The sequence below is a fragment of the Pseudomonas sp. NCHU5216 genome, assembly GCF_052156495.1.
In the GTDB taxonomy this organism is placed as follows: domain Bacteria; phylum Pseudomonadota; class Gammaproteobacteria; order Pseudomonadales; family Pseudomonadaceae; genus Aquipseudomonas.
In genome coordinates this window covers 180,127-200,675 of the sequence record NZ_JBQLIX010000005.1, presented here as the reverse complement: position 1 = coordinate 200,675, position 20,549 = coordinate 180,127, and the positions used below count along the sequence as shown (strand labels likewise).

The window sequence follows — 20,549 nt, the reverse complement described above, 5'->3', positions numbered from 1 at the left end:
TCTAAACATCCAGTACCCCACAGACTGGAACGTTCCGGAGCAACGCCATGGCCAGCAACATCGCCTACCTGCAGCACAGCCAACAGCAGATCGATCAGCTAGACGACACCTTCGCCCTGCAGCGCTCGGCGTTCGCCGCCAACCCGATGCCATCGGCCGAGCAGCGCATCCAGTGGCTGAGTTCCCTGCGCGAACTGCTGACCGAGCAGCAGGAGGCCCTGGTGGCAGCGATCTCCGAGGACTTCAGCAATCGCTCGGCCGACGAAACCCGCCTCGCCGAACTGATGCCCAGCCTGCACGGCATCCACTATGCGACCAAGCGCCTGCGCAAATGGATGAAGCCTTCGCGGCGCAGCGTCGGCCTGCAGTTCATGCCCGCTGCCGCCAAGGTGGTCTACCAGCCGCTGGGCGTGGTCGGCATCATCGTGCCGTGGAACTACCCGCTGTTCCTGGCTATCGGCCCATTGACCGGCGCCCTGGCCGCCGGCAACCGGGTGATGATCAAGATGAGCGAATCCACGCCGGTCACCTCGCTGCTGCTCAAGCAACTGCTGGCGCGCATCTTCCCCGAGGATCTGGTCAGCGTCGCACTGGGCGAGGCGGAAGTGGGCATGGCCTTCTCCAAGCTGCCCTTCGATCACCTGCTGTTCACCGGCGCCACCAGCATCGGCAAACATGTGATGCGCGCCGCCGCCGAAAACCTCACCCCGGTGACCCTGGAGCTGGGCGGCAAGTCGCCGGCCATCGTTTCCGCCGATGTCCCGCTGGCCGACGCTGCCGAGCGCATCGCCTTCGGCAAGAGCCTAAATGCTGGGCAAACCTGCGTGGCGCCCGACTATGTGCTGGTGCCAAGGGATCGTGTCGACGGCTTCGTCGACGCCTACCGCGGCGTGGTGCAGCGCTTCTACCCGACGCTGGCGGACAACCCGGATTACACGGCCATCATCAACGAGCGCCAGTTGGCCCGCCTCAATGGCTACCTGCAGGATGCCGAGGCCAAGGGCGCGCGCATCGTCCCGCTGTTCCCGCAGAGCCAGGGCCGGCGTCTGCCGCAGAGCCTGCTGCTGAACGTGAACGACGAGATGAAGGTGATGCAGGACGAAATCTTCGGCCCGCTGCTGCCCGTGGTGCCCTATGACCGCCTGGAAGACGCCTTCGCCTACGTCAACGCCCGACCGCGCCCGCTGGCCCTGTACTACTTCGGGTACGACAAGCGCGAACAACAGCGCGTGCTGCACGAGACCCACTCCGGTGGCGTGTGCCTCAACGACACCCTGCTGCACGTCGCCCAGGACGACATGCCGTTCGGCGGCATCGGCCCCTCGGGCATGGGCCATTACCACGGCCATGAAGGCTTCCTGACGTTCAGCAAGGCCAAGGGGGTGTTCATCAAGCAGCGTTTCAACGCCGCCAAGCTGATCTACCCGCCCTACGGCAAGGCGATCCAGAAGCTGGTCTACAAATTGTTCGTACGCTGATCCACGCGGGCCAGCGGCCCGCTCTGCCAGGTGATAACAACAATGCACGACACCGCCCTACAACCGCCGCACCTGTCGCGGCGCAACCTGCTCAAGATCGGTCTGATGGGCACGGCCATGCTCGGCACCATCGGACTGACGGCCAGCCTCAGCGGCTGCTCGGCCAGCACACCGGCCAACGGCTACCTGATCCTGCGTAGCAGCGACATGCCCTTCCTGCGTGCACTGATCCCGGTGATGCTGGACGGCGCAGTGCCCACCGGGCAGATGCCACAGACCGTCGAGGGCACCATCAAGAGCCTCGACCACAGCCTGGCGTATCTGTCGCCGGAGATGCGCGGGCTCACCATGCAGCTGTTCGACGTGCAGAGCATGGCCGTCACCCGCGGCCCGCTGACCGGCGTCTGGGGCAGTTGGGAAAACGCCAGCGCAGCCGATGTGCGCAACTTTCTCCAGCGCTGGCAGAACAGCAGCCTGAGCCTGCTGCGCATGGGCCATTCCTCACTGCTGCAGTTGGTGATGATGGCCTGGTACAGCCGGCCCGAGGCCTGGGCGCACTGCGGCTATCCGGGGCCGCCCACCGTCTGAAGACCTGTCGCGGCTCCCGTAGCAGGCCGTTGAAAAACGTAGGCGAGGCAGTCAGTGCAAGGCAAAAACAGCCGAAAAAGCGCAGTTTACGTGTTGTAAATGAGCATTTTGAGGCTGTTTTTAACGCAGCAATGGCCACGTAGGTAGTTTTTCAACAGCCTGGTAGGGTGCGCCATGCATACCACAAAACGGGGTTGAGCCTCGGTGCGCGCAGCGCACCCTACCCGCCCCGTCTCGCTCGCTGTGAATGACAAGAAGAGAGCCTGAAATGCCTGTACCCGATCTGTTCAAGCAAGGCCTGGCCAGGGGTTGGAAGACCCATGACGGCTCGCGCCTGGAAAACGACCTGACCCTGGAAGCCGATGTCGCCATCGTCGGCAGCGGTGCCGGTGGCGGCACCACGGCGGAAATCCTCAGCGCCGCCGGCTACAAGGTGCTGCTGATCGAGGAAGGCCCGCTCAAGACCAGCGACGACTTCAAGATGCAGGAGGCCGAGGCCTACCCGACGCTCTATCAGGAAGGCATCGGCCGCATGAGCAAGGATGGCGCCATCACCATCCTGCAGGGCCGGGCCGTGGGCGGCACCACCCTGGTCAACTGGACCAGCAGCTTCCGCACCCCGCCGCAGACCCTGGCTTACTGGGCCGAGGCCTTTGGCGTGAAGGGCCATGACGTCGAGTCCATGGCGCCCTGGTTCGAGAAGATGGAGCAACGCCTCGGCGTCGCCCCCTGGGCGGTGCCTCCGAATGCCAACAACGAGGTGATCCGCACCGGCTGCGACAAGCTCGGTTATCACTGGGCGGTAATCCCGCGCAACGTGCGCGGCTGCTGGAACCTCGGTTACTGCGGCATGGGCTGCCCGACCAACGCCAAGCAATCGATGCTGGTCACCACCATCCCCGCCACGCTCGATGCTGGCGGTGAGCTGCTCTACCTGGCACGCGCCGACAAGCTTGTGATCGAAGGCGACAAGGTGGTCGGCCTCGACTGCCTGGGCATGGACGAGCGCTGCGTGGATCCCAACGGCAAGCGCATTCGCGTCAAGGCGCGGCATTACGTGCTGGCTGGCGGCGGCATCAACACGCCCGGCATCCTCCTGCGCTCGGAAGCGCCCGACCCGCACAAGCGCGTGGGCCGGCGCACCTACCTGCATCTGGTGAACTTCTCCGCCGGGCATTTCGATCAGGTGATCAACCCCTTCTACGGCGCGCCGCAGTCGCTGTACTCCGACCATTTCCAATGGGACGACGGCACCACCGGGCGCCTGTCCTTCAAGCTGGAAGTACCGCCGCTGCAACCGGCCCTGACCGCCACCCTGCTCGGCGGCTTCGGCGAGGACAACGCCCTGCGCATGGAGCAACTGCCGCACACCAACATGATGCTCGCCCTGCTGCGCGACGGCTTCCACCCCGATAGTGCCGAAGGGCGCGTGGAACTGCGCGGCGACGGCAGCCCGGTGCTCGACTACCAGATGACCGACTACACCTGGGACGGCGTGCGCCGCGCCTTCCTGACCATGGCCGAGATCCAGTTCGCCGCCGGGGCCAAGGCGGTGCTGCCGATCCATGCCGATGCGCGCTTCGTCGACAGTTGGAGCAAGGCCAAGCAGATGATCAATGACCTCGACCTGGCGCTGTACCGCACCCGCCTGGGCAGCGCCCACGTCATGGGTGGTTGCGCCATGGGCGAAGACCCGCAGCAGGCGGTGGTCGACAGCCTTGGCCGGCATCATCAGCTCGACAACCTGTCGATCCACGACGGCTCGCTGTTCCCCACCAGCATCGGCGCCAACCCGCAACTGTCGATCTATGGGCTCACCGCCAAACTCGCCACACTCCTGGGTGAACGGCTGAAAAGCCCGAGCTAGACGCTACTAACCTGGCGCTGGAAAACACAGCGCAGGCCGCGGCTTGGCCGCTGGCATGCGCTGCGCTACCATCCGAGTCCTTTTCGACCCGCCAGGACGTACCGATGAATCGTGTGTTATACCCCGGCACCTTCGACCCCATCACCAAAGGCCATGGCGATCTGGTCGAACGCGCTGCGCGCCTGTTCGATCACGTCATCATCGCCGTCGCCGCCAGCCCCAAGAAGAACCCGCTGTTCCCCCTGGAACAACGCGTCGCGCTGGCCCGCGAGGTCACCAAGCACCTGCCCAACGTCGAAGTAGTGGGTTTCTCCAGCCTGCTCGCGCATTTCGTCAAGGAGCAAGGGGCCAATGTCTTCCTGCGTGGCCTGCGCGCGGTGTCGGACTTCGAGTACGAGTTCCAGCTGGCCAACATGAACCGCCAACTGGCGCCGGACGTGGAGAGCCTGTTCCTCACCCCGTCGGAGAAGTACTCCTTCATTTCCTCGACCCTGGTGCGCGAAATCGCCGCCCTGGGTGGCGACATTACCAAGTTCGTCCACCCGGCCGTGGCCGAAGCCCTGCAAGAGCGCTTTCGCAAGGCCTGAGGCCCTGGGCAGGCTCCAGCGCCTGCCCTGCGCAGCAAGGTCGCATGGCGCAAGACGCGGCAATCCGGCACAATTTGCGCCATCGTTATCTGCCTGTGTCGAGGCCGACACCTCGACAGGAGTTGTTCCATGTCCCTGATCATCACCGACGATTGCATCAACTGCGACGTCTGCGAACCCGAGTGCCCCAACGGCGCCATCTCCCAGGGTGAGGAGATCTACGTGATCGACCCCAACCTGTGTACCGAATGCGTCGGCCATTACGACGAGCCGCAGTGCCAACAGGTGTGCCCGGTGGACTGCATCCCCCTCGACGAGAACAACGTCGAGAGCAAGGATGAACTGATGCAGAAGTACCTGATCATCACCGGCAAGGCCTGAACGCGAGCCAAGCCTCACACCTACCAGGCGCGCACGCCAGGGCAAGACTGTTAAGCTGCGGCTTCCTTCAGTCGACCTAGGTAGATCGCATGCTGCGCAAACTTCTGCTATCGACCCTGCTGCTCGCTGCCAGCCTGCTGGCGCAGGCCGCACCACATCAGGCCGCCATCGCCACCGCCCACCCTGCTGCCAGCGCCGCCGCGCAAAAGATGCTCGACGCCGGCGGCAACGCCTTCGACGCCGCCGTGGCCGCCAGTGCCGCCCTGGCCGTGGTCGAGCCCTATGGGTCGGGGTTGGGTGGCGGCGGGTTCTTCCTGCTGCGCAGTGCCGGCGAAACGCCGACCTATGACTTTCTCGACGCCCGCGAGCGCGCCCCGCTGGAAGCCAAGCCCGACATGTACGTGCGCGAGGGCCAGGTGCAGCGCGAGCTGTCGCTCGACGGCGCGCTCGCCGCCGCCATTCCCGGCCTGCCCGCCGCGCTGGTGGAGCTGGCCGAGAAGCATGGCCGCCTGCCGCTGAAAACCAGCCTGGCCCCGGCCATCGCCCTGGCCCGCGACGGTTTCACCATCGACCGCATCTACCGCGAGCGCGCCACCTGGCGCCTGGCGGCATTGCGTGATGATCCGGAAAGCGCACGCCTGTTCCTCAACCAGGGCCAGGTGCCCGCCGAAGGTTATCTGCTGCGCCAACCGGAACTGGCCGCCACCCTGCAGACCCTGGCGCAACGGGGTCGCCCCGGCTTCTACGATGGTGCCCTGGCCGAGCGCCTGGTCGAGGGCGTGCGCCGCGCCGGAGGCATCTGGACCATGGATGACCTGCGCGGCTACCAGGTGGAGCGGCGCAAGCCCCTGCGCTTCACCCTGGAAGACGGCCACGAACTGATCAGCGCACCGCCACCCTCGGCCGGTGGCGTGGCCCTGGCGCAGAGCCTGGCGGTGCTCGAGCAACTGCCCTGGCGCGATGCCGAACCCGTGCAGCGCGTGCATTACGTGGTCGAAGCCCTGCGCCGCGCCTACCGTGACCGCGAGCTGCTGGGCGATCCGGATTTCGTCAAGAATCCACTGGACGAGATGCTCTCCCCTGGCCACCTGGCCGTGCTCGCCGGCAGCATCGAACCGCGCCGCGCCACTCCCAGCGCCAGCCTGCCACCGGCCGGCACCTGGAACGAGGGCGACAACACCACCCACTTCGCCGTACTCGACGCCGACGGCAATGCGGTGGCCGCCACCCTCTCGGTCAACCTGCCGTTCGGCTCTGCCTTCACCGTGCCCGGCACCGGCATGCTGCTCAACAACGAGATGGACGACTTCGCCGCCGCTGTCGATGAGTCCAACGCCTACGGCCTGGTGGGCAGCCAGGCCAACCTGATCGCCGGTGGCAAGCGACCGCTGTCGTCGATGAGCCCGAGCTTTCTCGAAAGCACCGACGAGTTCACTGCCTTCGGCACACCGGGGGGCAGCCGCATTCCCAGCATGGTGCTGCTGGCGATGCTGCAATACCTCGACGGCCAACCCGTCGCAAGCTGGCCCGCCGTGGCCCGCTACCACCATCAGTTCCTGCCTGACGTGATCGAGCATGAGCCGGACACCTTCACGGACGAGCAGGTCGCCGAGCTGCAAGCGCGCGGCTACAGCCTCAAGCGCCTGGATCGGCAATACGGCAACCAGCAGGTGCTGTTCTGGAACAAGGTCAGCGGCGAGGTGCAGGCGGCGAGCGATCCGCGCGGCATCGGCCAATCGCTGGTGGGGCCAGGCAAGAAATAGCGCTCGCGCAACGCCGGCCCTGGAGCCGTGATCCGGACGGAGTCCGCGGCTTCTGGCCCCCGGATTACATCCGGGCTACACCGAACGTCATGTCAGGAGAGCTCGATCAGGCCTCTTGCTCATGAGGAACCGTAGCCCGGATGAAATCCGGGAAGCCCTCACGCCACAGCCCCGGATTGCATCCGGGCTACGGGGTCTCGATCAGGCTTTCCTGCTCATGGGCGAAACGTCGCAGCTCACGGAACAACGTCTGCTCGTCGCCCAGCATCAGCACGTTGCGCAGGCTCTGGAAGATACGGCTGACGTAGCCCAGGTCGTTCATCAACGAGCTGGTCTGCAGGCCGTCGAGGTGGCCGTAGCGCACTTCGCTGAACAGCCGCTGGCGAAACTGAGCGTCGAACTCCGCGGCCTGGTCGTCCAGCCAGGCCAGGCGTGAGCGCCAGGCTTCCTCTTCCAGCTCACTGCGGGCCAGTTCGCGCAACTCGTGCAGGGTCAGCAGTAGATGACGACGCAACTCGACATAACAGGTGCGCGCGCCCGAAGGCGGCTGCTCCAGGTAATGGCCGAGATTCTTCTGCAGGTGCTTGGCATCCTTGACCGCATCCACCAGTTGCAGCGCCGCCAGTTGGCACGTGTTCCAGAACTGCTGGTGCGCCTCGTCCATGGGCAATTCCATGCGCCCCATGAAGCTCAGCAGATCGCCATACACCCCCTTGATGTGGCGCTGGTAGAGACGCTCGGCGTCGACGCCCGGCTGCTGCGGCCGGGCCTGCAGCAACTGCTCGTCGGCCCTGGCCTGCGCCAGTTGCTCCACCGGCAGGTAGAGGGCATGGCAGATCACCTCCAGGCTCAAGCGGCCCAGGTGCCCCAACTCCTGCACCACCGCGACCGAGGCCGACTCCACCGAATACAGCGCGCGCTCGTTGAGGTAGCGGGCGTGGCGTGGCTCGGGTTCGGCCACCTGCGTCGGCGCCGCCTCGGTGATCAGCACCTGCGGCTCGACCCGCTCCGGCAGCCAGCGAATCAGGCACTGCGCCAGGCGCGCCTGCAGTGGCCAGAACAGGGCAACGCCCATGGCGTTGAACAGGGTGTGGAACATCGCCAGTTGGATCAGGCTGTTGCCACCCAGGCCCAGTGGCTCGGCCAGCGCATGCACCAGCCAGGCCAGCGGGCCAAGCAGGCAGAAGGCAATGACGCCAGTGGTGATATTGAACAGCACATGGGCCAGGGCCAGACGCTGGCCACTGCGGTTGCCGCCAAGGGAGCCGACGAAGGCGGTGGTGACGCTGCTACCGACGTTGGAACCGATGGCGATGGCCAGGCTCTGGCCCAGCTCCAGTTGCCCACTGGCCAGGGCCGCCAGGGTCAGCATCAGGGTCGCGTGGCTGGACTGCAGCACCACGGTGATGGCCATGCCGATGCCGGTGAACAGCAGCGCACCGCGCCAACCATCGGCTTGCAGGCCCGTCATGTCCAGGCCATCGCCGAAGCTGGCGAACCCCTCCTTGATCTGATCGATGCCGAGGAAGATGAAGGCGATGCCCAGCACGATACGCCCCGCTGCCTTGCTCCTGTCGCCGAAGAAACCCGCCAGCACACCGAACACCAGCAAGGGCAGGGCCAAGGGGCTGAGGCTGAGATTCTGCCCGGCCAGCGCCAGCAACCAGATGCCACTGGTGGCACCGAGGTTGGCGCCGAACAGAATGGCGATACCGCCGGCCAGCTGGATCAACCCGGTGCTGATGAAGGCGATGGTCAGCAACGACACCAGCGTGCTGGATTGCAGCAGCAGCGTACCGCCGACACCGAACAGCAGGCTCTTGAACGGCGTGGCCGTGCTGCGCCCGAGAATCTGCTCCAGCTTGCTACCGGCGAGCTGCCGCAGCCCTTCTTCCAGGCACTGCATGCCGAACAGGAAGATCGCCAGGCCGGCACAGAGTTGCAGCCAGCCCTGGTTGAGCCAGAACGAGGCGAGCAGCCCTGCCACGAGCAGAACCAGCATCAGCCCACGCACATACTTGATGATCACCGCTTCATCCCTTTATCGGCGCACGAACGCAAGCGGCCTCTCACCCCCATGTGGGCGAGAGGCCGCTTGAAAAACTATCTGCGTTGGCAATACTGCGTTTAAAACAGCCTCAAAATGCTCATTTACAGCACGTAAACTCCGCTTTTTCGGCTGTTTTTGCCTTGTCTTGCCTGCCTCGCCTACGTTTTTCAATAGCTAGCTTATGAGTCGAATCAGTCCTGCTTGTAACCGCTGCTGGTGCAGCCCAGGCAGCGCACGAAGGCTTCGCGACCGGGTTCGACCACCAACGATTGCGCCGCTTCGCCGACGTTACCGCCCAGTGCGGTGAACGGCAGGCTGACGATGAAGGCCGCTGCGCCGATGGCGGTGGCGCCGATCAGCAGGGGCCGGGCGATGACCAGGTCACCGACCATGGCATAGCCCTTGGGGGCTTCGACGGTATAGAGCGGGTCGCCACTGACGTTCTGCTGCGCCACTTCCGCCTGGGTCGGCAGTGCCAGCAAGCCAGAGGTCAACGCCAGAACGGCAGCGCAGGTGCGGAACGCTTTCATGGATCGATCCTTAGTTTGTGCGAGTAAGTGCCAGTAACTATAACAGCGCCCTGGCAATTGTCAGCGTGACGGACGTCAATCGCCGTGAAAGGCGTATTCCGGCTTTTTCGGCACATAAGGCCGGAAGAATGCCAGCATGCTGGCCAGATCGGCCTGCTCGTCCCCCGTCGGATAGAAGGTCGGGCCGATCACCACGCGGCGGTTCTGGTAATCCAGAGCACCCATGACGATGGGCACGCCTGCGCCACGGGCGATATGGTAGAAGCCCATCTTCCAGCGCTCCACCTTCTTGCGCGTGCCCTCCGGCGACAGCACCAGGATGAACTGCCGGTTGTCACGGAAGGCCTGTACCGCCTGCTCCACCGTATTGAGCTGGCGATCGCGACGGATGGCAATGCCGCCCCAGGCACGCATCAGCCCGCCGAACGGCCAGCGAAAGATGCTGTGCTTGCCGAACCAGCGCGCATTCAGGCGCAGCACGAACTTCAGCGCAATGAAGATGACGAAGTCCCAATTGGACGTATGGTGGGCGCCGATGGCGACGAACTGGTCGATCTTCGGCAACTCGCCCTCGATGCGCCAGCCCATGAGTTTCAATACGCTACGCCCCAGCCATTCGGCCACAGGATTGGGCGGCAAGTAGTTACCGGACATCGATCCACCTCGGTGCTTCTTGTTCTTATGAAAGTGAGGGTTCGCTCAGCGCTGACATTTCGGGCAATACACACTCGCCCGCTGGCCCAGTTTGACTTCGCGCAGGGTGCTGCCACAGACCTTGCAGAACTCGCCGCCGCGCCCGTAGGCGAACAGCTCCTGCTGGAAATAACCGGGCTGGCCATCGCCACCGACGAAATCACGCAAGGTGGTGCCCCCCCGCTCGATGGCATGGGCGAGGATGCGCTTGATCTCCTCGGCCAGGCGCAGATAGCGCGCCCGCGAAATCGAACCGGCTGCACGGCGCGGATCGATGCCCGCCGCGAACAGCGCCTCGGTGGCGTAGATGTTGCCCACCCCGACCACCACCGCGTTGTCCATGATGAAGGGTTTGACCGCCATGCTGCGCCCACGCGAGAGCTGGAACAGCCGCTCGCCATCGAACAGCCCACCCAGCGGTTCCGGGCCGAGCCTGGCGAGCAATTCGTGACGCAGCGGATCCTCGCACCACAACAACGCCCCGAAACGTCGCGGGTCGGTGTAGCGCAGCGCCAGGCCGGACTCCAGCTCGATGTCCACATGCTCGTGCTTGGCCGCCACCAGCCCGGACTCGACCAGGCGCAGACTGCCGGACATGCCCAGGTGGCTGATCAGGCTGCCCACCTCGGCCTTGATCAGCAGATACTTGGCGCGGCGCTCCACGCACTGAATACGCTGCCCGGACAGGCGCACGTCGAGGTCTTCTGGAATGGGCCAGCGCAGGCGCCGCTCGCGCACGATCACACGGCTGACGCGCTGCCCTTCCAGATAAGGGGCGATGCCGCGCCGGGTGGTTTCGACTTCGGGTAATTCGGGCATGGCGATACGACTGCAAAACGAGGGAGCGCAACCTTAGCAGGATTGCCGCTGGCGGATAAGCCGCAGGCAGCGGCGCGCAGGCCGTCGCCGGCTACAGCACGGCCAGATCGCGAATGCTCTCGTGCAGGTTCTCGAAATCGTATTCCGACAGCCCGACGTATTCGAGGATGGGTTGTTCGATGCAATGCCACTCCAGATCCACGCCCTGCCCGCCCAGCACCCGATGGGTAGCGCAGATGTGCTCGGCCATCTTGAGGATGGCCAGCAAGGTCTTGAGCTGGGCATCGCGCCCGGAGTCATCGCTGAAGATGGCCAGGGCGTTGTGATGATTGGCGATCACCTGGCAGAGGTGCTCCGGCAAACGCCAGGAGCGTGCCGTGAAGTAGCCGACCACGGCGTGGTTGGTACTCAAGCGGTCGTTTTCCGTATCGACGATGCGGTGCTCCTCGGTGGCATTGGCATAGGCCTCCTCGAGCACCTGCATGTAGTCGGGAAAGCGCTTGATCATCAGCGGGATGCCACAGTTGTGGAACAGCCCCAGGCTGTAGGCCTCGTCCGGCGAATGGTAGCCGAGGCGCTTGGCCAGGGTCAGGCAGGTCATGGCCACGTCCTGCGCGCTGTCCCAGAAACGGTTGAGCACCAGAATGGCCTCATCGGTCAGCTCGCCCTTGATCGACTGCGCGTTGATCAGGTTGATCACCGTGTTGCAGCCCAGCAGATTGACCGCCTGCTGAATGGAGGCGATGCGGTTGGCCAGGCCGAAATGGGGCGAATTGACGATCTTCAGCAGCGCACCGGAAAGCCCGGGATCCTGGCTGATGAGCTTGGCGATGGCACGCAGATCGGGGTCGGGCATGACCTGCTCCATCTGCAGATCGACCATGATCTGGGGCTGCGGCGGCACGCTGATGCCATGCAGCACTTGCTGGATCTGCTCGGCAGTGAGTTCGTAGGTCATGGGAGGGGCTGTCATGCGTGAATGAGAAATACCGCACAGTCTAGCCAAAGCCAGGGCGTCACGGCAGCCGACTTTTCCAGGCGGCGGGGTCAGGTTTACGAGTGTCGCGCCAATATGGCGTTGTTTTTCAGATCGCGTCAGGCAGGGTTCAGCTTCTGACAGGAGCGGCCAGGTTACCTGTCGAACCTGCCAATCCCCATCAGACGCAAGGCCTCGTTTTCCCCCACAGCCCAGCGACGCGACCCGCTATAATCCCGCTCTTTTTTCTCCTGGAGCCCAACGCCATGTCCAGCCTGCCCAGCCTGCGCCTGAAAGCCAACGCCGACCGACGCCTGCGCGCCGGCCATCTGTGGGTCTACAGCAACGAGATCGACGTCGCCGCCACGCCGCTCACAGCCTTCGAGGCCGGCGACCAGGCCATACTCGAAGCCGCCGGTGGCAAGCCGCTGGGCATCGTCGCCATGAGCCCGAACAACCTGATCTGCGCCCGCCTGCTGTCGCGCGATCTCAAGCACGAGCTGGACAAATCGCTGCTGGTGCACCGCCTCAACGTCTGCCTGAGCCTGCGCGAGCGCCTGTTCGACACACCCTGCTATCGCCTCGTCTACGGCGACTCCGACCTGCTGCCGGGCCTGGTGGTCGACCGTTTCTTCGACATCCTCGTGGTGCAACTGGCCTCGGCCACCATGGAGCGGCACAAGGACGACGTACTCGCCGCGCTGATCCAGGTGCTCAAGCCCAGCGGCATCCTGCTCAAGAACGACTCCAGTGCACGTGACGCCGAAGGCCTGCAGCGCTATGTGGAAACCGCCTACGGTCAGGTGCCGGAATGGGTCGCCCTGGAAGAGAACGGCGTGAAGTTCGAGGCGCCAGTGATCGAAGGGCAGAAGACCGGCTGGTTCTATGACCACCGCATGAACCGTGCGCGCCTGGCGCCCTACGTGCAGGGCAAGCGCGTGCTCGACCTGTTCAGTTACATCGGTGGCTGGGGCGTGCAGGCGGCCGCCTTCGGCGCCAGCGAGGTGTTCTGCGTCGATGCCTCGGGCTTCGCCCTCGATGGCGTGGAGCGCAACGCCGCGCTCAACGGCCTGGCCGAGAAGGTCACCTGCGTCGAGGGTGACGTCTTCGCCGCTCTGCGTGAACTCAAGGCCGCCGAGGAACGCTTCGACGTGGTGATCGCCGACCCACCCGCCTTCATCAAGCGCAAGAAGGACATCAAGAACGGCGAGGCCGCCTACCGCCGCCTCAACGAGATGGCCATGCGCATGCTCAACAAGGACGGCATTCTGGTCAGCGCCAGTTGCTCCATGCACCTGGCCGAAGACAGCCTGCACCAGATCCTGCTGCAGAGCGCACGCCACCTCGACCGCAACATCCAGTTGCTGGAGCGTGGCGCCCAGGGCCCGGATCATCCCGAGCACATGGCCATTGCGGAAACTCGCTACATCAAGAGCCTGACCGTTCGCCTGCTGCCCAATAGCTGAGCATCCGGCCCCTGTCGAACGATGTCGGCGGGGGCCATGCCACTTGGCAAGCGCACACTGTCCCTCGCCTCTGGCTAGCCTGTGGCGGCGCAATGCCGTTCGTAGTTGTGCGTTGACGCGGATGCATGCCTGCCTGGTAGTACAGGGCAGAAAGCGCCAATATGCCGTCAAAATAAAAAGCTAACGTCAAAAATAAATCTCGACGATATGCTAGCTCCGCAGGTTTGCGTGGCTTCGTCGCCCAAGGCGACAAGCGACATCTCAGCGCCCAGACATCGTCCGACGCAAAAAGAGAAGGCCCGCTGCTGAGTCTGGTATGTGTTGCGAAATGAATGGGTTATTGCAAGATTCTCCTAGCCTGGCGAGGGAGTGGCGACACCATGCCCCTCAAGCCAGGCATCACGGCCAGGGCGGGCTCATGTCGGCTATCCACGCGATCGGACTCGCATGTCGAATACGCAACATGAGGAGAACACTGCAGTCACCGTGTCTCAAGTAGCACGATCAACTGCATAGCAAAGAAAGAGAAGCGCAAAGGTGACCACTGCAACGAGGCTCTCAGAGCTACACGACGACTCTCAGCTGCCACATGAAAGCGCCACTTGCCCCAGATGTCGCGAGCACCTGATCAATATGTGCAAGCAGGCACGTCTCGGGGAGCGCAAACGCATCGCCCGCGAACTGCACGATGAGCTGGGCCAGCAACTGACCGCTCTCTTGCAGGGGCTCGGCGTATTGCGCATGCGCCTGGGTCATGAGCCTCCCGACTTCCTGGAACAGGTCAGCCGCCTGGCTGCGTTGGCCCATGGCGCCATCGACGCCATACGCAACATCGACTGCAGCGACGCCCAGCGCTTTGCCAGCGATCCGAACCTGGCCCTCGCGACCCTGATCGAGGACTTTCGTCAGCTTTGCGCCATCGACCTGCGCTACCAGCCCCCTCAACAGGGCATCGATCTGGATCCCGAACGGGCCAGCCACCTGTACCGCATCGTGCAGGAGTCTCTGACCAATATCCTGCGCCACGCCAATGCCAGCAGCGCCAGGGTCAGCATCGAGCGGGGCGAACAGGATTACGTGCTGGAGATCAGCGATGACGGCCAGGGCTTCGCCCTCAACGACATCATGCCGGCCTCCAACGGGCTCTGCGGCATACGCGAACGCGGCCAGTACCTGGGCGGCCCTGTCATCATATTCAGCCATCCGGGGCAAGGAACGCTCGTGCAGAGCATTTTCCCCCGCCAGATCACGCCACCAAGGAAACCCAATGATCAACCTGATGATCGTCGATGACCACACGATCATGCGCGAGGGCCTCAAACGAATTTTCGAGCTGGATCAGGAGATTCACATTGCCGGAGAGGCCGCCTGCGGTCAGCAGGCTCTGGAGCACCTGCGCACCCTGGACGTGGACATGCTGTTGCTGGACATCAGCATGCCGGGCCTCAGCGGCGAGGCGCTGATTTCACGGCTCACCCACCAATATCCCAGGCTGGCCATCCTGGTGCTGAGCATGCACAGCGACGCGCAGATCGCCATACATGCCTTGCGCGCCGGCGCGGCAGGCTACCTGACCAAGACCCAACCGCCCGAGACCCTGATCGAGGCGGTGAAGAAAGTCGCAGCCGGCGGCCGCTTCATCGACCCCGACCTGCTCGAACGGATCGCCCTGAACAACCTCAAGCCGCATGCCAGCCGCGGGCTCGACAGCCTGACCAACCGAGAGTTCCAGATCATGCGGCTGCTGGCCGATGGCATGAGCGTGAATCAGATCGCCGAACAACTCATGATCAGTAACAAAACCGTCAGCACCCATAAGATAAATCTGATGGAAAAGATGGGATTTTCCAGCAATGCAGACCTGATCAAGTTCGCATCCCTACTTACCAAATCCGATATCAGCTAAGGATATTCCTACCCACCGGGAGGGATTATCCGAGTGAAAATCCAGAAATAACCCGATGCCTCATAGTCGCGGCGCTCCTGCATCCTGCACTGGCCGTTGGAACGAAACGAAAAGGTAGGGGCCTGCACCGCTCAACGCCTGGAAAGTCCTTCGCGCCACTCCCCCATTGACTGTCGCGGAGCCACTCGTGCGCGCTCACCCTCACCCTCGGCTTTTCCCGACACTGATCCTGCTCTGTGGTGTTCTTTCCATCCTGGTCGTCCAACTTGACTGGCTGGCCCCGCTCTACGCGCTCCTTGCCGTGCTCCTGGTCGGCACCCTGCTGCTGTTGCAGATACCCACGGGCGCTCCCGCCGGGACCACAGACGCACAGCCAGACAGCCAAGAGCCGCACGCCATCACCAATCTGGACGGTGATCTGACGAAGCTCTGCGAGCAGACCCTGCCCCTCTGGTCACAGCAGATCGAGAGCGCACGCAGCCACACCGAAGAGGCCATTTCCGCCCTCAGCGAGCGCTTCTCCAACCTTGCCGGGCGCATCCAGCAGAGCCTCGGCAACAGTTCCGAACGCGAAGCGGGTAATCGCCTGGTGGGCCTGCTCTCCACCAGCCAGCACGAGCTGGACCTGATCATCATGGCCCTGCGCGAAGCCCTGGCCAGCAAGGAAACCCTGTTGCAGGAGGTGATGCAGCTCGCCAACTTCACCGAGCAGTTGCAAGCCATGGCCAGCGAGGTGGCCGAAATCGCCAAGCAGACCAACCTGCTGGCGCTCAACGCGGCCATCGAAGCGGCCCGTGCCGGCGAGAGCGGGCGCGGCTTCGCCGTGGTCGCCGACGAAGTGCGCACGCTGTCGACCCTGTCAGGGCAGACCGGGCAACGCATCAGCGAAACCGTCGAGGAGGTCAACTGCGCCATCGGCAAGACCCTGAACATCTCCCAGGAATACGCCAAGACCGACGCCCTGACCCTGAAGAACGCCAGCGACGTGATCAATGGCGTCATCACCCGCTTCCACCACAGCGCCAGCGCCATCGTCAGCCATAACGCGGCGATGCGCAGCCAGAGCGAGAGCGTCGCCCAGGACATCACCGAAGTGCTGGTGGCCCTGCAGTTTCAGGATCGCACCAGCCAGATGCTCGGCCATATCAGGGGCGACCTGGACAAACTGCAGCGCCACCTCGCCGATAGCGCGGAGCGGCGCGCCCAAGGCCTGCCCCCGGCGGCACTGGATGTACCGCACTGGCTCGATGAACTGGCGCAGACCTACACCATGCCCGAGCAACACGCCATCCATCAGGGCAGCGCTCCTGGCAAACGCAACGATTCCGATATCACCTTTTTCTGAGGTTTCTCATGGGCAAGACCGTACTTATCGTCGACGACTCTGCATCCATCCGTCAGGTCGTCAGCATGACGCTCAAGGGTGCCGGCTACGACGTCATCGAAGGCTGCGACGGCAAGGACGCGCTGACCAAGCTCGACGGGCGCAAGGTGCACCTGATCATCAGTGACGTGAACATGCCGAACATGGACGGCATCACCTTCCTCAAGAACGTCAAGCAACTGCCGGCCTACAAATTCACCCCGGTGATCATGCTCACCACCGAGGCCGGGGAAGCGAAGAAGAGCGAAGGCCAGGCGGCCGGTGCCAAGGCCTGGGTGGTCAAACCTTTCCAGCCGGCACAGATGCTCTCTGCCGTGTCCAAGCTGATCCTGCCCTGAGATTGCCGCCATGACGGACGCGCCCGGAGAAAACCTGTACCGCATCCTGCCGCTCGAAGGTGGGCTGACCATCTACAGCGTCGGCGAACACATGAGCCTGCTCCTGCGCGCCCTGACCCCGGGCACGGAAGTCGAACTGGATCTGGCCGCCCTGGATGAACTCGACAGCGCCGGCCTGCAACTGCTGGTGCTGGCCAAGCAGGAGGCCGAGCGAGTGGGTAGCAAACTGCGCCTGAGCCACCACAGCCCGGCCGTGATCGAAGCCCTGGAGCTCAGCGGCCTGGTGTCCTTCTTCGGTGACCCAATCCTGATCAAACCCAGCGGCGAGTGACCCAGCATGAACATGGACGAAGTGCTCAAGACCTTCATCGCCGAAAGCCGCGAACTGCTGGAACAGATGGAAGAGGCGCTGCTGCAACTGGAAAGCGCGCCCGACGATGCCGACATCATCAACGCCATCTTCCGTGCCGCCCATACCATCAAGGGCTCGGCCGGGCTGTTCGGTTTCGACCTGATCGTCGCCTTCACTCACATCGCCGAAAGCGTGCTCGACCGCGTGCGCAATAGCGAACTGCAGTTCGACGAAGCCCTGACCGCGCTGTTTCTGGAAACCGGTGACCACCTCGGTCAGTTGATCAACCAGCTCGACGAGCACGGCGACCTGGAGCAGGTCGATGCCCCGACCCTGGAGCAGAATCGCCTGCTGGCGGCACGCCTGAGCCAGTACATGGCCGCCGAGCAAGCCTCGCAGAATCTGCCCAGCCACAACCAGCACCCGGTCGAACGCAGCATGACCGGCGGCGGCCTGAGCGCCGACCACTGGCACCTGTCGCTGCGCTTCGGCCCCGATACCCTGCGCAACGGCATGGATCCGCTGTCGTTGCTGCGCTACCTCAACACCTTCGGCCGCATCGTCAGCATCGTGCCGCTGCTCGATCGCATCCCACCGGCGGCGGAAATGGATCCGGAAACCTGCTACCTCGGCTTCGAGCTGGCCTTCGTCAGCGACGCGGACAAGGCCACCATCGAGGGCGCCTTCGAGTTCGTCCGCGAAGACAGCCTGATCCGCATTCTGCCGCCGCACAGCAAGTCCGACGAATACCTCGAGCTGATCCGTGCCCTGCCCGAAGAAGACATGCGCCTGGGAGAAATCCTCATGCGCTGCGGCACCCTGACCACCGCCGAACTGCAGGAGGTACTGCACGCTCAGGTGCAGAGCCAGCAGCAGGACGAGCCACGCCCCATTGGCCAGGTGCTGATGGAGCAAAGCCTGGTGCAACCTCCCGTCATCGCTGCCGCGCTGCAGAAGCAGCAACAGGTCAAGGAAAACCGCAGCAACGAGAGCAGCCTGATCCGCGTCGATGCCGGCAAGCTCGACGAGCTGATCAACCTGGTCGGCGAGCTGATCATCGCCGGCGCTGGTGCACGCATGACTGCCCAGCAAGTCGGTCACGCGCAAATGCTCGAATCCACCGAGTTGCTCTCGCGCCTGGTCGAGGAGGTGCGCGATAGCGCCCTGACCCTGCGCATGGTGCAGATCGGCGCCACCTTCAACCGCTTTCAGCGCGTGGTGCGCGACGTCTCGCGCGAGCTGGGCAAGGACATCGCCCTGTCCATCAGCGGTGGCGACACCGAGCTGGACAAGACCGTGGTCGAGCGCATCACCGACCCGCTTACCCACCTGGTGCGCAACGCCATGGATCACGGCATCGAGCCCCTGGGCGTGCGCCTGGAGCGCGGTAAACCCGCACAGGGTAACGTGCGCCTCAACGCCTACCACGATGCCGGCAGCATCGTTATGGAAGTGGCCGACGACGGTGGCGGCCTCGACCCGCAACGCATCCTGGCCAAGGCCCGCGAGCGCGGCCTGGTCGCCGAAGGCCAGGTACTGACGGAAAAGGAAATTTTCAACCTGATCTTCGAACCCGGCTTCTCCACTGCCGACCAGGTCAGCAACCTCTCCGGGCGCGGCGTCGGCATGGACGTGGTCAAACGCAACATCACCGCCCTGCGCGGCAGCATCGACCTGGACAGCCAGCTCGGCAAAGGCACCTGCGTGCGCATCCGCCTGCCGCTGACGCTGGCCATCATCGACGGCTTCCTGGTCGGCGTCGGCGAGGCCGGCTACGTCATCCCGCTGGATCTGGTGGAGGAATGCATCGAGCTGGAGCCTGGCACGCAGCAGAACCGTGGCCACATCTCACTGCGTGGCGAGGTACTGCCGTTCATTCGTCTGCGCGAGATGTTCGACGAGCAAGGCCAGCCACCGCGCCGCGAGAACGTGGTGGTGGTCAGCTATGCCGGCCAGCGCGCCGGGCTGGTGGTCGATCACCTGATGGGCGAGTTCCAGACCGTGATCAAGCCCCTGGGCAAGCTGTTCGCCACCTGCCGTGGCATTGGCGGCTTCACCATCCTGGGTAGCGGCGCCGTGGCGCTGATTCTCGACATTCCCAACCTGCTGACAGCACTCAGCACCCCTGCCGCCAACGCGCTGACGACCGTTGCCAGCGAAGCCTGAAACCACCGACAGAGTCCACAGCATGAGCAGCTCCAGCAGCCCGGCCAGCGCCGCGCAGAAACCGCCAGAGAACACCGCCACGGCAGTCGCGGTCGTGACGTCGGAGCCCGACACGCCGCAGCAATACCTGACCTTCGAGCTCGGCGCGCAGCGCTATGCCCTCGACGGCCTGTGCGTGCGCGAGATCATCGAATATCCGCAGTTGACCCGAGTACCCATGGCGGCCTCCTGCATCCATGGCGTGATCAACCTGCGCGGTGCGGTGGTACCGGTGATCGACCTGAGCCTGCGTTTCGGCCAGGGTGCCAGCCGCATCGACAAACGCACCTGCATCATCATCGTCGAGGTGACCGACGAAGAAGACACCCAGGTGCTGGGCATCATCGTCGATGCCGTCAGCGAAGTACTGGAAATCGACGCCAGCCAGATACGCCCGGCACCGGCCTTCGGCAACCCCATTCGCGACGATTTCATCCACGGCATGGTGCGCCAAGGCGATGACTTCATCGTTCTGCTGACCATCGAAAACACCCTGGCGGTGGCCGAGATAGCGGCCTCCGGCAGCAGCCCACGCACGACACGCACCTGAGCGAACGGCCAGATAATACGGAGAAGTAATCATGTTCAAGAATATGAAAGTGGCGACCAAGCTTGGGCTGGGCTTCGGTGCGGTCATCGTCCTGCTAATAGCCTCACTGGCACTTAGCATCACTCGCATGGGAACCATCGATAATGCCAGCACCATTATCGTCGAGGACAGCTACGTCACGGTGCGCTTGGCGTACAGCATAAAAGAGGAAACCCTGAATCAAGGCAGCTATATCCGCGACATGCTGGCGCTTGAGGATCAGGCCTCCGACGAGAAGACTAAAGCGTTGATGGACGCCAGCAGGAAACGTCGCTCCGACGCAATCGATGAACTGGGACGCATGGTAGAAACCCCCAAAGAGCGCGAGGTTTTGGCGAAAATCAATGCAGCCCGCACTCCCCTTCGTCAGCACCTAGACGAACTGTTTTCCATGCTTGACGATCAGCAGCGCGCCGAATCCTACCTATATTCTCAGGTAATCCCTGCAAACAATGCGCTCCTGACAGCCATTGATGAGATGCTGAAACTGCAGGGCGAACTCATGCAGAAGTCGTCCGATGACGGCACAGCGCTCTATAAAGAGTCACTCCTTCAGCTATTGATTCTCGGCGGCGTA

The 20,549-nt window shown here is 63.8% G+C and carries 19 protein-coding genes and 1 pseudogene; 15 read left to right on the top strand and 5 right to left on the bottom strand.

Annotated features, from left to right (window positions below):
• Positions 1 to 47: 47 nt before the first annotated feature.
• The 6 genes from ACSVIK_RS06440 (at position 48) to ggt (ending at position 6,664) form a co-directional block, all read left to right on the top strand.
• Complete coding sequence (locus tag ACSVIK_RS06440; RefSeq protein WP_442443529.1) at positions 48 to 1,478, top strand: coniferyl aldehyde dehydrogenase; 1,431 nt, start codon at positions 48 to 50, stop codon at positions 1,476 to 1,478.
• Positions 1,479 to 1,520: 42 nt separating this feature from the next.
• A complete protein-coding gene (locus ACSVIK_RS06435) occupies positions 1,521 to 2,066 on the top strand; it encodes a twin-arginine translocation pathway signal protein (RefSeq protein ID WP_442443528.1) in 546 nt (181 codons plus the stop codon).
• Positions 2,067 to 2,334: 268 nt separating this feature from the next.
• On the top strand, positions 2,335 to 3,933 hold the full coding sequence (locus tag ACSVIK_RS06430) for a GMC family oxidoreductase N-terminal domain-containing protein (RefSeq protein ID WP_442443527.1): 1,599 nt from the start codon (positions 2,335 to 2,337) through the stop codon (positions 3,931 to 3,933).
• Positions 3,934 to 4,037: 104 nt separating this feature from the next.
• Positions 4,038 to 4,520 (top strand): pantetheine-phosphate adenylyltransferase, encoded by a 483-nt coding sequence (gene coaD, locus ACSVIK_RS06425; protein ID WP_442443526.1) that lies wholly within the window; start codon positions 4,038 to 4,040, stop codon positions 4,518 to 4,520.
• 129 nt (positions 4,521 to 4,649) lie between these two features.
• Positions 4,650 to 4,901, top strand: coding sequence for a YfhL family 4Fe-4S dicluster ferredoxin (locus tag ACSVIK_RS06420; RefSeq protein ID WP_268179353.1), 252 nt, complete (start codon positions 4,650 to 4,652; stop codon positions 4,899 to 4,901).
• Positions 4,902 to 4,990: 89 nt separating this feature from the next.
• A complete protein-coding gene (ggt, locus tag ACSVIK_RS06415; protein WP_442443525.1) occupies positions 4,991 to 6,664 on the top strand; it encodes a gamma-glutamyltransferase in 1,674 nt (557 codons plus the stop codon).
• 187 nt (positions 6,665 to 6,851) lie between these two features.
• On the opposite strand, the gene ACSVIK_RS06410 is transcribed toward ggt, so the two are convergent.
• The 5 genes from ACSVIK_RS06410 to ACSVIK_RS06390 form a co-directional block, all read right to left on the bottom strand.
• Positions 6,852 to 8,666 (bottom strand): Na/Pi cotransporter family protein, encoded by a 1,815-nt coding sequence (locus ACSVIK_RS06410; protein ID WP_442443555.1) that lies wholly within the window; start codon positions 8,664 to 8,666, stop codon positions 6,852 to 6,854.
• A gap of 239 nt (positions 8,667 to 8,905) precedes the next feature.
• A complete protein-coding gene (locus ACSVIK_RS06405) occupies positions 8,906 to 9,244 on the bottom strand; it encodes a multidrug transporter (protein ID WP_442443524.1) in 339 nt (112 codons plus the stop codon).
• Between the two features lie 75 nt (positions 9,245 to 9,319).
• The gene (locus tag ACSVIK_RS06400; RefSeq protein WP_442443523.1) at positions 9,320 to 9,898 is read right to left on the bottom strand and encodes a lysophospholipid acyltransferase family protein; all 579 of its coding nucleotides are present in this window, start codon (positions 9,896 to 9,898) and stop codon (positions 9,320 to 9,322) included.
• A 45-nt stretch (positions 9,899 to 9,943) separates the two neighbouring features.
• Entirely contained in the window at positions 9,944 to 10,756 is an 813-nt protein-coding gene (mutM, locus tag ACSVIK_RS06395; RefSeq protein ID WP_442443522.1) for a bifunctional DNA-formamidopyrimidine glycosylase/DNA-(apurinic or apyrimidinic site) lyase, read from the bottom strand.
• 91 nt (positions 10,757 to 10,847) lie between these two features.
• Entirely contained in the window at positions 10,848 to 11,660 is an 813-nt protein-coding gene (locus tag ACSVIK_RS06390; RefSeq protein WP_442443554.1) for an HDOD domain-containing protein, read from the bottom strand.
• 338 nt (positions 11,661 to 11,998) lie between these two features.
• On the opposite strand from ACSVIK_RS06390, the gene ACSVIK_RS06385 reads away from it, so the two are divergent.
• The 9 genes and pseudogenes from ACSVIK_RS06385 to ACSVIK_RS06345 all read left to right on the top strand — a co-directional run.
• A complete protein-coding gene (locus ACSVIK_RS06385; protein ID WP_442443521.1) occupies positions 11,999 to 13,198 on the top strand; it encodes a class I SAM-dependent rRNA methyltransferase in 1,200 nt (399 codons plus the stop codon).
• A gap of 633 nt (positions 13,199 to 13,831) precedes the next feature.
• On the top strand, positions 13,832 to 14,491 hold the full coding sequence (locus ACSVIK_RS06380; protein WP_442443520.1) for a sensor histidine kinase: 660 nt from the start codon (positions 13,832 to 13,834) through the stop codon (positions 14,489 to 14,491).
• Positions 14,466 to 15,104 (top strand): response regulator, encoded by a 639-nt coding sequence (locus tag ACSVIK_RS06375; RefSeq protein ID WP_442443519.1) that lies wholly within the window; start codon positions 14,466 to 14,468, stop codon positions 15,102 to 15,104. The genes ACSVIK_RS06380 and ACSVIK_RS06375 overlap by 26 nt, the downstream gene beginning before the upstream one ends.
• A 634-nt stretch (positions 15,105 to 15,738) precedes the next feature.
• On the top strand, positions 15,739 to 16,449 hold the full coding sequence (locus tag ACSVIK_RS06370) for a methyl-accepting chemotaxis protein (RefSeq protein WP_442443553.1): 711 nt from the start codon (positions 15,739 to 15,741) through the stop codon (positions 16,447 to 16,449).
• Between the two features lie 8 nt (positions 16,450 to 16,457).
• Positions 16,458 to 16,826 (top strand): response regulator, encoded by a 369-nt coding sequence (locus ACSVIK_RS06365; RefSeq protein WP_268179363.1) that lies wholly within the window; start codon positions 16,458 to 16,460, stop codon positions 16,824 to 16,826.
• 10 nt (positions 16,827 to 16,836) lie between these two features.
• The gene (locus ACSVIK_RS06360; RefSeq protein ID WP_442443518.1) at positions 16,837 to 17,157 is read left to right on the top strand and encodes an STAS domain-containing protein; all 321 of its coding nucleotides are present in this window, start codon (positions 16,837 to 16,839) and stop codon (positions 17,155 to 17,157) included.
• Between the two features lie 6 nt (positions 17,158 to 17,163).
• The gene (locus tag ACSVIK_RS06355; RefSeq protein WP_442443517.1) at positions 17,164 to 19,344 is read left to right on the top strand and encodes a chemotaxis protein CheA; all 2,181 of its coding nucleotides are present in this window, start codon (positions 17,164 to 17,166) and stop codon (positions 19,342 to 19,344) included.
• 22 nt (positions 19,345 to 19,366) lie between these two features.
• A complete protein-coding gene (locus tag ACSVIK_RS06350; RefSeq protein WP_442443516.1) occupies positions 19,367 to 19,933 on the top strand; it encodes a chemotaxis protein CheW in 567 nt (188 codons plus the stop codon).
• A gap of 31 nt (positions 19,934 to 19,964) precedes the next feature.
• A pseudogene (locus ACSVIK_RS06345) lies at positions 19,965 to 20,453 on the top strand (MCP four helix bundle domain-containing protein); the annotation flags it as partial.
• Positions 20,454 to 20,549: the final 96 nt, after the last annotated feature.

Bases quoted from the DNA above. Each gene is read 5' to 3' on its own strand.
- ACSVIK_RS06350 (WP_442443516.1), top strand. From the start codon at position 19,367: ATGAGCAGCTCCAGCAGCCCGGCCAGCGCCGCGCAGAAACCGCCAGAG.
- ACSVIK_RS06430 (WP_442443527.1), top strand. From the start codon at position 2,335: ATGCCTGTACCCGATCTGTTCAAGCAAGGCCTGGCCAGGGGTTGGAAG.
- ACSVIK_RS06360 (WP_442443518.1), top strand. From the start codon at position 16,837: ATGACGGACGCGCCCGGAGAAAACCTGTACCGCATCCTGCCGCTCGAA.
- mutM (WP_442443522.1), bottom strand. From the start codon at position 10,756: ATGCCCGAATTACCCGAAGTCGAAACCACCCGGCGCGGCATCGCCCCT.
- ACSVIK_RS06375 (WP_442443519.1), top strand. From the start codon at position 14,466: ATGATCAACCTGATGATCGTCGATGACCACACGATCATGCGCGAGGGC.
- ACSVIK_RS06370 (WP_442443553.1), top strand. From the start codon at position 15,739: ATGGCCCTGCGCGAAGCCCTGGCCAGCAAGGAAACCCTGTTGCAGGAG.
- ACSVIK_RS06400 (WP_442443523.1), bottom strand. From the start codon at position 9,898: ATGTCCGGTAACTACTTGCCGCCCAATCCTGTGGCCGAATGGCTGGGG.
- ACSVIK_RS06410 (WP_442443555.1), bottom strand. From the start codon at position 8,666: ATGCTGGTTCTGCTCGTGGCAGGGCTGCTCGCCTCGTTCTGGCTCAAC.
- ACSVIK_RS06405 (WP_442443524.1), bottom strand. From the start codon at position 9,244: ATGAAAGCGTTCCGCACCTGCGCTGCCGTTCTGGCGTTGACCTCTGGC.
- ACSVIK_RS06385 (WP_442443521.1), top strand. From the start codon at position 11,999: ATGTCCAGCCTGCCCAGCCTGCGCCTGAAAGCCAACGCCGACCGACGC.
- ACSVIK_RS06380 (WP_442443520.1), top strand. From the start codon at position 13,832: ATGTGCAAGCAGGCACGTCTCGGGGAGCGCAAACGCATCGCCCGCGAA.
- coaD (WP_442443526.1), top strand. From the start codon at position 4,038: ATGAATCGTGTGTTATACCCCGGCACCTTCGACCCCATCACCAAAGGC.
- ACSVIK_RS06435 (WP_442443528.1), top strand. From the start codon at position 1,521: ATGCACGACACCGCCCTACAACCGCCGCACCTGTCGCGGCGCAACCTG.
- ACSVIK_RS06420 (WP_268179353.1), top strand. From the start codon at position 4,650: ATGTCCCTGATCATCACCGACGATTGCATCAACTGCGACGTCTGCGAA.
- ACSVIK_RS06365 (WP_268179363.1), top strand. From the start codon at position 16,458: ATGGGCAAGACCGTACTTATCGTCGACGACTCTGCATCCATCCGTCAG.
- ACSVIK_RS06355 (WP_442443517.1), top strand. From the start codon at position 17,164: ATGAACATGGACGAAGTGCTCAAGACCTTCATCGCCGAAAGCCGCGAA.
- ACSVIK_RS06440 (WP_442443529.1), top strand. From the start codon at position 48: ATGGCCAGCAACATCGCCTACCTGCAGCACAGCCAACAGCAGATCGAT.
- ggt (WP_442443525.1), top strand. From the start codon at position 4,991: ATGCTGCGCAAACTTCTGCTATCGACCCTGCTGCTCGCTGCCAGCCTG.